Annotated in this window: 12 protein-coding genes and 2 pseudogenes; 6 read left to right on the forward strand and 8 right to left on the reverse strand. The window is 62.7% G+C overall.

Annotation, left to right across the window (positions count from 1 at the left end; translation table 11 throughout):
- Nucleotides 1-147 (forward strand): annotated as a pseudogene (locus tag HDG39_RS14955) (IS5/IS1182 family transposase); the annotation flags it as partial.
- Nucleotides 148-169: 22 nt separating this feature from the next.
- A pseudogene (locus HDG39_RS14960) lies at nucleotides 170-286 on the forward strand (isocitrate/isopropylmalate family dehydrogenase); the annotation flags it as partial.
- A gap of 160 nt (nucleotides 287-446) precedes the next feature.
- Here the strand turns inward: HDG39_RS14960 and HDG39_RS14965 are convergent.
- Together HDG39_RS14965 and HDG39_RS14970 are read right to left on the reverse strand one after the other, a co-directional pair.
- Nucleotides 447-2,069 (reverse strand): hypothetical protein, encoded by a 1,623-nt coding sequence (locus HDG39_RS14965; protein WP_184006621.1) that lies wholly within the window; start codon nucleotides 2,067-2,069, stop codon nucleotides 447-449.
- The gene (locus HDG39_RS14970) at nucleotides 2,066-3,001 is read right to left on the reverse strand and encodes a glycosyltransferase family 2 protein (protein WP_184006622.1); all 936 of its coding nucleotides are present in this window, start codon (nucleotides 2,999-3,001) and stop codon (nucleotides 2,066-2,068) included. Before HDG39_RS14970 ends, HDG39_RS14965 begins: the two co-directional genes overlap by 4 nt.
- A 369-nt stretch (nucleotides 3,002-3,370) precedes the next feature.
- On the opposite strand from HDG39_RS14970, the gene HDG39_RS14975 reads away from it, so the two are divergent.
- From HDG39_RS14975 to HDG39_RS14990, 4 genes are all read left to right on the forward strand, one after another.
- On the forward strand, nucleotides 3,371-4,066 hold the full coding sequence (locus HDG39_RS14975; protein ID WP_184006623.1) for a class I SAM-dependent methyltransferase: 696 nt from the start codon (nucleotides 3,371-3,373) through the stop codon (nucleotides 4,064-4,066).
- Between the two features lie 13 nt (nucleotides 4,067-4,079).
- The gene (locus HDG39_RS14980; protein WP_184006624.1) at nucleotides 4,080-4,487 is read left to right on the forward strand and encodes a GtrA family protein; all 408 of its coding nucleotides are present in this window, start codon (nucleotides 4,080-4,082) and stop codon (nucleotides 4,485-4,487) included.
- Between the two features lie 465 nt (nucleotides 4,488-4,952).
- Nucleotides 4,953-6,311 carry an MFS transporter gene (locus HDG39_RS14985; protein ID WP_184006625.1) on the forward strand — a complete coding sequence of 453 codons (1,359 nt, stop codon included), beginning with the start codon at nucleotides 4,953-4,955 and terminating at the stop codon, nucleotides 6,309-6,311.
- A gap of 384 nt (nucleotides 6,312-6,695) precedes the next feature.
- Complete coding sequence (locus HDG39_RS14990) at nucleotides 6,696-7,028, forward strand: hypothetical protein (protein WP_184006626.1); 333 nt, start codon at nucleotides 6,696-6,698, stop codon at nucleotides 7,026-7,028.
- A gap of 64 nt (nucleotides 7,029-7,092) precedes the next feature.
- On the opposite strand, the gene HDG39_RS14995 is transcribed toward HDG39_RS14990, so the two are convergent.
- The 6 genes from HDG39_RS14995 to HDG39_RS15020 all read right to left on the reverse strand — a co-directional run bounded on the left by HDG39_RS14995 (nucleotide 7,093) and on the right by HDG39_RS15020 (nucleotide 14,846).
- The gene (locus HDG39_RS14995; RefSeq protein ID WP_184006627.1) at nucleotides 7,093-8,283 is read right to left on the reverse strand and encodes a glycoside hydrolase family 53 protein; all 1,191 of its coding nucleotides are present in this window, start codon (nucleotides 8,281-8,283) and stop codon (nucleotides 7,093-7,095) included.
- 166 nt (nucleotides 8,284-8,449) lie between these two features.
- A complete protein-coding gene (locus HDG39_RS15000) occupies nucleotides 8,450-10,414 on the reverse strand; it encodes a beta-galactosidase (RefSeq protein ID WP_184006628.1) in 1,965 nt (654 codons plus the stop codon).
- Between the two features lie 60 nt (nucleotides 10,415-10,474).
- On the reverse strand, nucleotides 10,475-11,326 hold the full coding sequence (locus HDG39_RS15005) for a carbohydrate ABC transporter permease (RefSeq protein ID WP_018424689.1): 852 nt from the start codon (nucleotides 11,324-11,326) through the stop codon (nucleotides 10,475-10,477).
- Between the two features lie 27 nt (nucleotides 11,327-11,353).
- Nucleotides 11,354-12,259 carry a carbohydrate ABC transporter permease gene (locus HDG39_RS15010; protein ID WP_184006629.1) on the reverse strand — a complete coding sequence of 302 codons (906 nt, stop codon included), beginning with the start codon at nucleotides 12,257-12,259 and terminating at the stop codon, nucleotides 11,354-11,356.
- Between the two features lie 76 nt (nucleotides 12,260-12,335).
- The gene (locus HDG39_RS15015; RefSeq protein ID WP_184006630.1) at nucleotides 12,336-13,589 is read right to left on the reverse strand and encodes an ABC transporter substrate-binding protein; all 1,254 of its coding nucleotides are present in this window, start codon (nucleotides 13,587-13,589) and stop codon (nucleotides 12,336-12,338) included.
- Between the two features lie 117 nt (nucleotides 13,590-13,706).
- Entirely contained in the window at nucleotides 13,707-14,846 is a 1,140-nt protein-coding gene (locus HDG39_RS15020; RefSeq protein ID WP_184006631.1) for an ABC transporter ATP-binding protein, read from the reverse strand.
- Nucleotides 14,847-14,974 lie beyond the last annotated feature (128 nt).

Raw genomic sequence — 14,974 nt, forward strand, 5'->3', positions numbered from 1 at the left:
ACACGCAACCTGGTCGAGCGTTTCTTCAACCGTATCAAGCATTTTCGCCGTGTCTCCACCCGGTATGACAAGCTCGCTGACAGCTATCTCGTGTTCGCGTCCCTTGCCTGCTCGTTTGGGCCGCTTTTAAATGTGAACACGGCCTAGCGCCGGGTACAGTGGTTTGAGCCGCAAGTTTCCGTCGCTGTTCGAGCCGGTGCACGGCTCGGCACCCGATATCGCCGGCAAGCACATCGCGAATCCGTTCGCGATGATCTGGTCGGCAGCGATGATGCTCGACTTCCTCGATCATTCGAGCGGTAAGGCGCACGAGCGAAGTCGGCGAGGCGATCGCGGCAAAAGTCGCCTGATATGAACGACGCGCCAGGCCCATCAAAGCGCGCCGCGAATGCCTGGCCAGCGGTCGTTCGACATGAAGTGATGACGGCGCAACGCCGGATGCGCCGTTATCGACAATTGCGCCGCTCGTAGAGCGACCATTCGCCCTCGTGCACCACCAGGGTGACATCGCATTCGCTATTGGCGAAGAAATCTTTCGGCAACGGCCCCTCCTTGCGAACGAAGAAATAGCGGTACAAACGGCCATTGTCCTTATTCCATTCGAAACCCGCCGGATCGTGTTCGAGCGTCAGCGGGGCCATCGGCATCATGCCCGGCCTGAAGCGCGCGATCTGCGGCACGTAAGTCGCGAAGTTCGGATCGACGAAACCGCGTTTCTCCGCCTGATACCACAGCGACTGGTGCTCGTACGCGACCGGGCTCCTGTACGCGGGACTCGCGCGATCGAATATCAGACTTAGCGCGCGTTGGTCCGGTTCGGTCCGTGACAGCAGCGCGTCCAGCGGCGCGTTCTCGACGGCGAAACGATGCAGACGAATGGTCTGGTCCGCAAAGAAAATCCAGCAACCGGCGATGATCAACGCTTGTACGGCGACACCAATCAGCGCTCCCCCGCTCGGACCGGACGACGCACGGCGAGCGCCGCTCGCCGACGTTTGCGGCGCGCAGAACATCAACGCATAGGCGGGCAACAGAAATAGCGCGAAACGGTGATACAGGTACGCAGTCTTCAGCGCCGTGCCGGGCACGACGAACCACACGAACGCCACGGCGAGCATCGGCACGATGACCGAGCGATCGGGATTGATCCTGTTGCGCCACAGCCACGGCGCGGCGAACATCAGGGCGACGAGCGGCAAATACACGGCCGCGCTTTTGTTCATGCCCCACACGTAGACGGGCAGCGAGAGCACCCGCTGCAAGTCGAAGCCCCATTTGAATACGTCTACGCCGGGCACCGTCTGCCCGAGCAGCGGATCGGTCGCGCGGCTCCAATACATATACGCGATGCACAGCACACCTAGCGGCACGAACGGCGCGAGCGCGAGGATCTTGCGGACGAACGTCTTCTGTTTGAACAGCACGAAGCCGACGCCTACCGCCATCGCAAGCAGAAACACGAGCCCGTGACAGAAGAACAGCGCCGTGCCCGCAACGAACATCCATACTCCCTTCCTGACGGACGTCGCCTTCGCATAGTCGTGCGAGAGCCACATGAACAGAATGCCCAACGGGGTCGCGACCAGAAACGTATAGAAGCCCCACATGAAGGCGAAGCCGAAAAATCCCGGCACGAACAGCCAGTCGAGCCGTGGATCGCCGCCCAGATACCTGCGAAAGCCCACGCATGACGCCACGAACGCGAAATACGCGAGCATCAGCACGCAATTGAGCGCGGCGCCGATCGGCATCAGATACGTGAGCGGCAGCGCGAGGCCGTAGCCGACGAGATACGGCGTCAGCAGATTGAGCTGCACGAGGTTTTGCCACGGCGACGTATGCTCGAGCAGAGCGCGCAGCAACATCACCTGTCCAGCGTGTTGCGGCAAGTCCACCAAGGGCGGACGCGGCGCGATCCAGAACAACGCTCCGCCATACAGCACGGTGACGATGAAAAGCACGCGCGGAAGAATTGTGGCGAGCCGGCCGGAGCGCGAAAACAGCGCGTCTCCGGACGCCGCGTCGGCGCCCGCAGTCGCCGGCGGCGAACGATCGACGGGAAAATTCATAACGTTTGCTCAATGATGAAACGAGGACGCTGCTTGGTTTCGGCGTACGTCTTCGAGATGTAGCCGCCGATCACACCGAGGAAGAGCAACTGGATACCGCCGAGAAAGTACATTGGGATTACCGTCGAAGCCCAGCCGGGCACCGTGAGGTTGGTGAAGATGCGCGCATAGGCGGCCCATGCGCCGAAGCACAGCGAGCCGACCGCCAGCAATGCGCCGATGCGCGTACTCCATTGCAAGGGAACGGCGGAGAACGACGTGATGCCGTCCAGCGCGAGAACGATCATTTTACTGAGCGGGTATTTGCTCTCGCCCGCAAAGCGCGCGGCGCGCTCGTATTCGACGATCGCAGTCTTGAACCCGAGCAGCGGAATGATGCCGCGCAGAAAAAGATTGACCTCCTGAAACTGACGTAACGCTTCCACTGTCTTGCGGCTCATCAGGCGAAAATCCGCGTGGCCCGGCAGGATATCGACGCCGAACGTCCGGAGCAACTTGTAGTAGTTGCGAGCGGTGAAGCGCTTGAAGAATGTGTCCGTCGTACGTTTGTGACGCACGCCGAAGACGATTTCCGCACCTGACTGATATTCCGCGAGCATGCGTGGAATGGCTTCGATATCGTCCTGAAGATCCGCGTCGAGGCTCACGAGTACATCGCCTTGAGCCGTCATCAGACCGGCGAGCAGCGCATTCTGATGGCCGCGGTTGCGCGAGAGTTTGATGCCGCCGCAGCGGGCATTCTGCGCGTGCAGCACTTCGATGATCGACCAGGTACGGTCGCGGGAACCATCGTCAATGAAAGTGATGCGGCTTTCGTTGCTCACCTCGCCGGCTTCGATCAATCGCTCCAGAAGTGCAAGCAGCCGCTTGCTGGTCTCGGTGATAACCTCTTCTTCGTTGTAGCACGGTACGACGAGATTCATCGTCGTCATAGGCAACTCCCCATTCTGAAGCTGGCTCGACCCAGAGTCAGGCACAGAGTCCGGCGTTTAACCTAGTTGGACATTAGTACGCATCGCCGACCACAGGCAAGCATAGGGACCTCTTTGTCCGAAATGTACTAAGGCATCGGAAAAAACGTCGAATTAGAGCCGCAACGGAATTACCACATCGGAATGCGAACAACTACTTTTTACTGACACTGGTCTGCTTCAGCATGCCGATACGCGCAAGGCCATGCGATTGTTCGCGCGGTCCCGTATGATTGGGTCGTGGCGACAATAGAGAATGCATGAACCGTCACGCCAGATCGCTTTCCAATTACTCTTTGGAACCGATGTATCACGGGAAGGATGAACAGCATGGACAAGGCCGAGTTCGACAGCTTTGCTGACGAGTATCTTTCGCTGCACGCCCGTAACATCGCGGCATCGGGAGAAGGTCCCGAGTTTTTCGCCGAGTACAAGATCCGCGACATCGCCGAGGAGATGACGCGACGCGATGCGCTGCCCGCGCGCATGCTCGATTTCGGATCGGGCGTGGGCACGTCGATTCCATGGGTGAAGCGCTATTTGCCGGACGCACAGCTCACGTGTGCGGATGTATCGGAGCGTTCACTGGAAGTCGCGCAAAGCCGCTTTCCCGATTCGTCGCGCTTCGTCCACTTCGACGGCCACACGCTGCCTTTCGAGCAGGGCGAATTCAATCTCGCCTATGCGATGTGCGTGTTCCATCATATCGATCACGCCGAGCATGTTCATTTGTTGGGCGAACTGAAGCGCGTCGTGGGTCCGCGGGGCACGGTCGTCATCTTCGAGCATAATCCGCTGAACCCGCTGACCGTCAGGGCGGTCAACACCTGCGAGTTCGATGTGAACGCCAAACTGATCACCGCGCGCAACATGAAGCAGGCGTGCTTCGATGCAGGCTTTTCCGACGTTGTCGTGCGCTTCCGGATTTTCTTTCCTCACATGCTGGCCAAACTACGTCCACTCGAAAAATATCTGACCCATGTTCCGCTCGGCGCCCAATACGCCGTCTACGCGAGCGCCGCATGAAGGCGGCCATTCGATGAACAGTCTACGCACGACAGCATCGCGTACCGAACCTCTTCGCCAGTTCATCAAGTATCTTCTGGTTGGCGGCCTCAATACGGTGATCTCGGCCGCCATCATCTTTATCGTGCAAGCGGCGGGCGCGATCCCTGTAGTTGCCAACATAGTCGGCTACGCGATGGGTGTGGGACTGAGCTTCGCGCTCAACAGCAGGTTCACGTTCAGGACGGAGGCAACGCGGCACACCGCCATCCGCTTTCTGATCGTCGTGCTGATCTCGTACCTGGCCAATCTCGCGACGATGGTTTCGGTGTTGCATCTCACCCACGCGCCCTACCTCGCGCAACTGTGCGGCATTCCCGTCTACGTGATCGTGGGCTTTCTCGGCAACCGGTATTGGGCGATGCGCGAGCGCGCACGCTGAAGATGCGCCTCGTATCCACACGTCATTGATATTTGTTCACGATTTTGTCGACGTGGCGGGATACGGTAAGCACATATCGGAAGAACATTTACTATCTTTTGCGGAAGGCGCCCGCGTTGAGCCTGGCGTGCCTCGTCCTTTCTCCGGTCCTATTGCAGCGCGCCGCCTCTCACGCATCGGCGGGCACGTCCGCCACCGCGAAGCTCGGGTATTCCCCCGTTGACCGCATCGATTTCATTCCTTACAGTGGCGCGCGTTCGCATAGAGAATCGCGGTTCTTTATGCGAACAAATTCCCTCGCCCGGCGCGATTCCGTCAAACCGATCCGTCCGGGTGTGATTCATTGCCGATGAACGGCCAGTCGGCCCGCCGAAGGCATCGTACGCCGTTGCCGGACGGCGTACAGTTACAGTCTTAGAGAAGAATAGCTCGTCGTGTCGGGCCTTTCGCTGCCAGGAGACCATCATGAACCGCAGCCCCGCTGTGAACGTTCAAACCTTCATCAACGAGCATCCGTTTTCGCCGTTCCAGTGGCTGATCTTTTTCATGTGCTTCATCATCGTCCTGCTGGACGGTTTTGACACTGCTGCGATCGGCTTCATCGCGCCTTCACTGATCACCGAATGGGGTATCAACAAGCCCGCGCTCGCGCCGGTGCTGAGCGCCGCGCTGTTCGGCCTCGCGTGCGGCGCACTCGGCTCGGGTCCGTTGTCCGACCGCCTCGGGCGTCGCTCGATGCTGATCGGCTCGGTGCTGCTGTTCGGCCTCGCCTGCCTCGCGTCGGCGTTCTCGACCGGCATCGACCAACTGACCGTGCTGCGCTTCGTCACCGGCGTCGGCCTCGGCGCCGCGATGCCGAACGCGGTCACGATGATGGGCGAGTACTGCCCGGACAACCGCCGCGCCACCATGATCAACCTGATGTTCTGCGGCTTCCCGCTCGGCGCCGCGTTCGGCGGCTTCCTCGCCGCGTGGATGATTCCGCATCTGGGCTGGCGCAGCGTGCTGATCCTCGGCGGCGTCACGCCGCTGCTGCTGTTGCTGCTGTTGCTCGCGAAGATGCCGGAGTCGGTCCGCTACATGGTCGCGAATAACAAGCCGGCCGAACGGATTCGCGCCGCTCTCGCGCGCATTTCCGGCGACGCGGTGCAGGCCGTCGGTTTCACGATGACCGAAACCGCGCCGCAAACCGGCGGCAAGGGTCTCGGCGTCGTGCTGTCGCGCTCGTACATCGTCGGTTCGGTGATGCTGTGGCTCGCGTACTTCATGGGCCTCGTGATCTTCTACGCATCGATCAACTGGATGCCGATCCTGCTGAAGGACGCCGGCCTCACGCCGCAACGCGCGACGCTGATCTCCGCGCTGTTCCCGCTCGGCGGCGTCGGCGCGGTGCTGGCCGGCGTGCTGATGGACCGCTTCAACGCGAATCGCATCATCGCGGCCTGCTATGCACTGACCGCCGTCAGCGTGTACTTCATCGGTCAGGCGGCCGGCAACGTCGGCGCGCTCGTCCTGATCGTGTTCATTGCCGGCGTGCTGATGAACACCGCGCAATCGTCGATGCCGGCGCTCGCCGCCGCGTTCTACCCGACCGTGGGCCGCGGCACGGGCGTCGCGTGGATGCTTGGCGTCGGCCGCTTCGGCGGCATTGCGGGTTCGTTCCTCGTAGCCGAGCTGGCGCGCCGCCACTTTTCGTTCGGCGGCATCTTCGCGACGATCGCGGTGGCGGGTCTGCTGTCGTGCGTCGCGCTGCTGATCAAGCAGGCGGCACGGCCGCACGCGGTGGACGCGGGTGCGTCGAAAACGGAGTCGTTCGGCCATTGAGCGTGCAATGAAATGTGCGCGCCAGCGGACCGGTAACGGTTCGATCGAGTGGTGACCCAGAAGCCGCCCTGCGAATCGCAGGGCGGCTTTTTGTTTCGCTGAACGCCTGGAATCTCTCGCTTACCAGAACGCGAGCAGTTGATCGACACACAGCAGCACGGCAATCAGAACCATCGCCGCGCCTGAAACCTGGCTAAAGGATCGGCCGCTGCCGCTGTGACGCATCGACGTCACACCCGTTCGCCTGCGGCATGTGATCCACGGCGGAAAAAAGCGCCCCGGCCCACTTCCCGATACACTACGCAACAATTTTTCCGCGCGCGGCCCGGCGCGGCGACCACCGCCGCTTCCGCGCCGCCGCCGTCTCATTTCAGGACTCCGGTAATGAAACGCGTAGTCGTATCCGCGCTCGTCGCGCTGTGCATCGCGCAGCCGGCCGCTCAGGCCGTCGCGCAGACCGTCAGCGATCAATGTTTCGCGCTCGGCGATATCGCCGGCCAGGTCGCGTCGTGGCGCGCACACAAAAAGACCAAAGCTCAGGCGCTCGAGCAGGCCGCCCACTACTACAAAGACCCGTCCGACCGCGCGGCCGTCGACGCGATCATCGAAAAAATCTACAGCCCCGACGCGCCCCACATGACGCCCGATCAGGCGAGCATGGCGATCACGTCGGAGTGCGTGAACCAGCACAAGGGGCAGGCATCGCCGGCACGGTGATGCCGGCGTGTCCCCATGCGCGTAGCGGCTGGCGCGCATTCAGCCGCGCGTCACCCGCGATGCGCTAGCGCTGCCGGAACGCATCCAGCGACGACAGTGCATTGCCGTGGAAATCGAACAGCGTGTTGTTGTCCCACTGGTCGCCGGCGCCGACTTTCCACCCGACGTTCGGCGTCGGAATCCACTCGGGCTCCCACCAGAACACGCCCTTGCCGTGTCCGTCGGGGATCCCCTTCACGATATCGGTCACCGCGCCGAGAAACTGCGCCTGGCCGGCGGGCGTCTGCGGGTACGGCGAGGTGCCGACGTTGGTCATCGAGTCCGGTTCCGGATCGCCGTCGCTGGTGGTCCACGGATACGCGGTCTCGACGACGATCACGTCCTTGTCGTAGCGCGTCGCAAGATCGTTCACATTGCCCTGCAGGTCGCTGAACGAGCCCTGCCATTGCGGGTAATACGACAGGCCGATCACGTCGAACGTGACGCCACGCTGCGTCATGTTGTCGAACCACCAGCGGCTCGTCGCGTTGTTGCCGCCGCTGTCGATATGCAGCATCACCTTGATGCGCGCGTCGACGGATTTGACCGCGTCGTGCCCGGCCTTCAGCAGCGCCGCGAGGTTATCGAGCTGATCGTACTTGCCGAGCGGCCACAGCATGCCACCGGTGATCTCATTGCCGATCTGCACCCACTCGGGATGCACGCCGTCGCGCTCGAGCATCCGCAACACGTTCGATGTATACGCGGACAGCAGCGCGCAGGTCTCGGTGATGTCCTTGCCGGCCCAGTCGTGCGGCGGGTACTGCTTGCCCGGATCGGCCCACCAGTCGCTGTAGTGGAAGTCGATCAGAATACGCAGGCCGAGCGCGGCGGCGCGGCGCGCGAGAATGCGCACGTGCCCGGCATTGTTCCAGCCGGCCGCGGGGCTCTGATTGGCCGGAAAGAAGTCCGGATTGCCAGGATCGTTCCACACCTTGATACGGATCGAATCGACGCCGTGACGCTTCAGAATATGCAGGCAGTCGTGCGCCTCGCCATGCTCGTAGTACTTCGCGCCGTTCGCTTCGAGTTCGAGCAACGTCGAGACATCCGCGCCCATCGCGAAGCGGCTCGCGCGCGCGGCGGCGTCCTGCGCCGTGGCGTTGCCGGGCGCCCCACCCTGCTCCGCCGCAACAGCGGGCGTGCCGAGCGTCGCGCCGACACCCGCCGCCGCAGCGGCGCCCGCCAGCCATCCCAGCATTTCTCTTCGGTTCATCCGTCATCCTCCATCGATTGATGGCGGCTCCTGGCGGGCCGCCTGGTCCTGGTTTGATGCGTCCGTGTTGCAACCTTCGAGTTTTGAACTGCGAGTTTCTGACTGCTGCTGCCACTTCCTCCCTGGTTGACTTCCTGACGTGACGTGACGTGACAACCACACCACGTCACGCGTCTTTCCACGCGCAGACGTCGCCGGTATTCAGGCGCAGCTCGCCGAGCACGAACGTCGCATTGCGCGGTGCCGGCGCCTGCGCCGGTTGCGCGCCGAAATTGAATGCGAAGGTCAAGCCGCCGCGGCGGCGCAGCCGCAGTCCGTCGGCGAGTACCTGCGTATCGAGGCCCGCGTCGCGCGCCGCCTGCCGCAACAGCGTGCGATGCAGTTCATGCGACAGCCAGCCGGCCACATAGCGCACGTTGCCGTGCGTCAGCAGCGCGGGCCAGGCATCGTCGAAGCGCGCGGCAACGCGTGTCTCGCCATTGGCGCGCACATGCTCGCGCCAGTGCAGCGCGTGACCCTCGGTGCCGTCGATCGACAGCGCGGGCGCGAGCGTCGAGCGCAGCGTTTCGACTTCGAGCACCTGGATCGGCAGCGCGCGCTGCAACGCGCCGGGCGGCAGATTGCCGGGAATCGCGAACGCGTCGGTTTTCGAGCCGCTGCGTGGGCCGAACACCCATTGGGCGTTCGAACGCGCGATCTGCTCGACGAGCGCGGCGTCGATCGCCGCGAGACTCGGCACCACGACTAGCTGATAGCGCGAAAGATCTGCCCGGCTCGGCACGATATCGATATCGAGCCCGAGTTCGCGCAGCGACTCGTAGTAGTCGAACGCGAGCGTCTGGTAGTCGAAGCCCTTGCCGTGACGCTGGATTTCGAACATCCACTGCGTCTCGTAGTCGAATACCAGCGCGGTGGCCGCGCGCGCGGGCGCGGCGAGCGTCGAGAGCGCCGCACTGCCCGCGATCTCACGCGCGGCCCGTTGCACCTCGAGACCGCCCGGCGACAGTTCGTTGTTGGGCAGATTGAGCCCGGAATGCATCTGCTCCTGCGCATACGGGCACTGACGCCAACGGAAATACGACACCAGTTCCGCGCCGTGCGCGAACGCCTCGTACGCCCATAGCCGCACCATGCCCGGCGCCGGAATCGGATTCCACGACGCCCAGTTCACGGGACCGGCCTGCTGCTCCATCACCCAGAAGCGCCCGCCACCAATGCCCCGGTAGCGGTCGTGATCGAACGCGGACACATCGGGATGTCCGGTACGCGCGAAGCGCGCCTTCTGCTCCTCCGGCAACGCGATTGACTCAGTGCGCGCAATCGGATAGCTGTCCCATGCGGCGACGTCGATCGCGTTGTCGGCCGCGAAGCGATAGTGATCGAAGGTCGTGAAAAAGCCCATGAAGTTGTGCAGCAGATCCGCGTTCGGCGCATGCTCGCGCAATACGTCGATCTGCTCGCGATGGAAGCTCGCCACCTCGTCGGACATGAAGCGGCGGAAGTCGAGCAGATGGATCGGATTGGCGTCGGTGGGTGTCAGCGTCGGCAGCCCGATCGCGTCGAACGACGGGTACTCCATGCTCCAGAACACGTTGCCCCACGCGTCGTTCAATACGCCGATCGTTGCGTAGCGCCGCTGCAGCCACACGTGAAAGCGCTGCAACGCGGCAGCCGAATAGCTCGGCACCGTGTCGTGGCAGCCGAGTTCGTTATCGGTCTGCCATGCGACGAGCGACGGATGCCGGCCATAGCGCTTCGCCATCGCGGTGACGATGCGCACGCATTCGCGCCGGTACGTGTCGCTCGAAATATCGTAGTGACGCCGCGAGCCGAAATTCCAGCGCGTGCCGTCCGCGCGCACCGGCAACACGTCCGGGTGGGCGTCGACGAGCCACTTCGGCGGCGAAGCGGTCGGCGTGCCGAGCACGAGTTTGAGGCCCGCATTCGCGAGCGCGTCGACGGCTTCGTCGAGCCATTGCCAGTCGAATACGCCGGCGCGCGGCTCCATACGGCTCCACGCGAATTCGGCGATCCGCACATGCGTGATGCCGAGTTCGACCATACGTTGCGCGTCGTCGGCCCACATCGCGCGCGGCCATTGTTCCGGGTAGTAGCAGACACCAAGTTGCATGTGAAAGTCTCGTGGTGAGTTGACGTCGAGCCGTCGTTTCAATCGTGTTTCAAGCGCCGTTTATCCCTTGCTCGCCCCGAAGGTCAGTCCGGCGACGAAGTGCCTCTGCATGCCGAAGAACATCAGCACCGAAGGCAACGCGGCCAGCACCGAGCCCGCCGCGACGAGGTTCCACGCAGTCGTCCACTGCCCTTTCAGCGCGGCGACGCCCACCGTGATCGGCGCGGCGTCGTCGCCTTGCGTGAGGCACAGCGCCCAGAAGTAGTCGTTCCACACGAACGTGAACACGAGGATCGCGAGCGCGGCGAGCGCGGGGCGGATCAGCGGCAGCACGATGCGCAGATAGATCGTCCACTCGCCCGCGCCTTCGACGCGCGCGGCCTCGATCATCTCGAACGGCAGTTGCTTGATGAAGTTGCGCAGAAACAAGGTGCAGAAGCCGGTCTGAAACGACACATGAAAGATCACCAGCGCCCACACGGTGTTGAACAGGCCGAACTTCAGCGCCATGTCGCGCACCGGAATCATCAGGATCTGGATCGGCACGAAATTGCCGGCGACGAACGCGAACAGCACGGCCGTGTTGCCCGGAAAGCGATACGTCGCCAACGCGAAGCCCGCCATCGACGCGAGCACGATCGCGCCGATCACCGACGGCACCGTGATCAGTACGCTATTGGCGAAGTAATGCAGCATCGGCGTTTGCGTGAGCGCAGTGCCGTAGTTCTCCAGCAACGCGAAGTGTTTCGGCCACGTCCAGTAGTCGCCTTGCGACAATTCATCCGTCGAGCGGATCGAGGTCAGCAGCACGGCGAGCATCGGCAGCAGCCAGATGAACAACGCCAGCGGCAGCGAGGCCTTGTAAAGCGTGCGATTCAGCGGTTTCCAGCGTTCGACGGGAAGCGGATACATGACCGGGTACTCCTGAGGTTCAGAGAATCAGCTTTCCTCGCGCAGCATGCGGCGCAGATGGAACACGATATAGACGAGCATGATCGCGAACAGCACGACCGCAATCGCGGCGGAATAGCCTTCGCGGTAGTACTTGATCGCCTGGTCGTACATGAAATAGGCGAGCACGGTGGAGCTGTCGAACGGACCGCCGCCACTCATCACCGCGATCAGATCGAAGCTGCGCAGTGCGCCGATCACGGTCAGCACCACCGCCATGAAGGTGGCGGGCCGCAATTGCGGCAGGATCACGTGCCACAGCAGTCGCAGCCCTTGCGCGCCTTCCATGCGCGCAGCCTCGACCACCTCGGGATTGATACCGGTGAGCCCGGTCAGATACAGGATCATGCAGAACGGCGCCTGCGGCCACAGCGCGGCGAAGATGATGCCGAACGTGACCGTATGCGGATCGCCGAGTACCGGGATGCCACGGCCGACGATCAGCCGCAGCAGCCCGAACGTCGGATCGTAGAACCAGCTGAATACGAGACCGATCACGACGCCCGACAGCACGAACGGCGCGAAAAACAGCGACTTCACGACGCGCATGCCGCGCACCTGCTGGTTCAGATACAGCGCGAACAGCAGACCGAGAGGCGGCGCGAGCAGAAACAGCGCGAGCCAGATCAGGTTGTTCTTCAGCGCCGTATAGAACGTATCGGACTGAAACAGCTCGACGTAATTGGCGAGACCGGCGAAGGTCTTCGGCGTCATGCCGTCCCAGTGGTAGAAACTCAGCGAAATGCTGCTGATGATCGGATAGATCACGCACAGCGCGAACAACGCGCAGCCCGGCAGCAGAAAGAAAAACGCGGCGCGATGCTGATGACGGCGCGTCGTCGAGACGCGACGGTGCCGCGCCGCGGGCAGGCGGCGTGCTGCGGTATGAGACATGGAACGGCCTCGTCGGAAATCGAAGGCGGAATCTGGGCGCCGTAGCCGGCCGTTCACGCGGCCGGCCCGGCGGGACTTACTTCTGGTAGATGCGCTTGCGCGTCGCTTCGAGATGAGCGAGCACGCTGTCGAGTTGCGACGGATCGCTGTAGAACTGCTGCATGCCCTTCATGCCTTCGTCGGCCATTTCCTTTTGCATATCGCGATCGTAGAACTGCGCGATGCCGCCCTTCGTGTTCGCGAGCGTCTGGAAGCCGACCTTCGAAATCGCATCTTCAGGCGGCGCCGCCTGGCTGTTCGACGGCAAGGTTCCCCAGCCCTTCGCAAGTTCGGCGTTGATCTTCGGCGTCTCCATGAACGCGAGCAGCTTGCGCGCGTCGGCCTTGTTCTTCGCCTTCGCCGGAATCAGCAGCACGCTGACGGGGCCGTCCTCGGCCATCGGCACGTTCGCGTCGATCACCGGGAAGCGGAAGAAGCCGATCTGATCCTTGATCGACGGCGGGAAGCTCGCCGAGAAGAAGGTGCCCATCAGCATCATCGCGGCTTTGCCATTGTTGAGGATCGGGCCGATCGAATCGACGTCGTACGACAGCGCATTGTCGATAAAGTCGTGATTGTCGAGCAGCGTCTTCCACGTCGTGTAGACCTTCTTCACGCGCGGATCGGTGTATGGAATTTCGCCGGCCATCAACTTCTGGTGGAATTCGTTGCCGTTGATGCGCAGATCGAGATAGTCGAACCAGGCGGCCAGCGTCCAGCTGTCGCGTGCGGCCACCGCGATCGGCGCGACGCCGATCGCCTTCAGCTTCTTATTGGCTTCGAGCAGTTCGTCCCACGTTTTCGGCTCGCTCTTGATGCCGGCCTTCTCGAACAGATCCTTGCGATAGAAGAAGCCGTACGCGTCATAGCCGAGCGGTGCCGCATACTGCTTGCCCTTGTACGTCGACGCGTCCTTGACCGACGCATACTGCTGCGACCAGCCGTTCTTCGCCCAGTCCGAGCTCAGATCTTCGAGCAGACCACGTTGCGCGTAATAGGCCATCCGCTCGCCGTCGTGCCACGAGACGACGTCGGGAGGATCGGTGGCGAGCCAGCCGCCCATCTGCACCTTGTAGGCTTCCTCGGTCACGTAGGTGATTTTCAGGTCGATGTCGGGATTGGCTTTCTTGAACTGGTCGAATGCGTCCTGCCAGGTCGAGCGCTGATTACCACGCGCCGATACGTTGACGTTCAGCGTGGCCGCGTCGACCACGGCGCTGCCGAGCGCGCCGGCCACCACGGCCGCGGCGATCGACACCTGTGCAAAACGGCGAAGGCGAAGAGCGATCATCTATGTCTCCTTGTCTACCTTGTTGACCGGCTACGCAGCGTGGCCGGCGATGTAACCCGCTCTATGGCGGAATTCAGTCCGACGAGCCGTTCAAGCAGGTCCGCCGTCGACGATCGTTCAGGCGGCCGCGCGTTCCGGCTCGAACGTGCTACGCCGCAGCGCGAGTCCCTGTTCGTCGAACAGATGACAGGCAGCGGGCGGAACATGGACGCGGATGCGCTCGCCCGCGCCGGGCGGCGTATCGCCGGGCGCCTTCGCGATCAGCGTGCCTCCCGCGTGGTCCGCGTGGATATAACTGTGCTCGCCGAGCCGTTCCGATAGCACGGTCGTGCACTGAATGAACTGTTCGTCGCCATCGAGCCGCAGATGCTCGGGGCGCACGCCGAGCGTGACGCGCTGGCCGCGTTGCAGCCGTGTACCGTCGACGTGCGCGACCAGCTTTTCCGCGCCGGCCACGAGCGCCACCGTCACACGCCCCGGTTCGATCGACTCGACGGTCGCATCGACGAAGTTCATACGCGGCGAGCCGATAAAGCCCGCGACGAAGCGCGACTTCGGGTGGTGATACAACTCGAGTGGCGCACCGCTCTGCGCGATGCTGCCGAAGCGCTCGGCATCCGCGCCCGCATGCAGCAGCACGATGCGATCGGCAAGCGTCATCGCTTCGACCTGATCGTGCGTGACGTACACGACGCTCGCATTCGCGAAGCGCTGATGCAGACGCGCGATCTCGACGCGCGTCTGGCCGCGCAGCGCGGCATCGAGATTCGATAGCGGCTCGTCGAACAGAAACACGCCCGGCTCGCGCACGATCGCGCGGCCGATCGCGACGCGCTGCCGCTGGCCGCCCGACAGCGCTTTCGGATGTCGTTCGAGCAAGCTTTCCAGTTGTAGAATCCGCGCGGCTTCGCGCACCTTGCGCTCGATCACGTCCTTCGGCTGCTTCGCGAGCTTCAATCCGAACGCCATGTTGTCGAACACGGTCATGTGCGGAAACAGCGCGTAGCTTTGGAACACCATCGCGACGCCGCGCTCGGCGGCCGGCACATCGTTGACGAGGCGGCCGCCGATATGCAGTTCGCCTTTGCTGAGGTCTTCGAGACCGGCGATCATCCGTAGTAAGGTCGACTTGCCGCAGCCCGAGGGGCCGAGAAACACGCAGAATTCATGCTGCGCGATCTCGAGATTCACGCGCCGGATCACCGGCGGATGGTCGCCGTAGGCCTTTTGCACATCGCTCAAACGAATCGTCGCCATGCTGTCTCCGCCTTGATTTAACCGCTTAAATTTTCGCCGAAATAAAACGCCTTGGCCTTGTGCCGGCGGCATTTAATCGCTTAAATTCGAGTTCGACGGGAAAAGTCATGGTGGGTGTCTCCTTACGT

This window comes from Paraburkholderia lebeckiae, from assembly GCF_014201005.1.
Classification (GTDB): Bacteria; Pseudomonadota; Gammaproteobacteria; order Burkholderiales; family Burkholderiaceae; genus Paraburkholderia; species Paraburkholderia tuberum.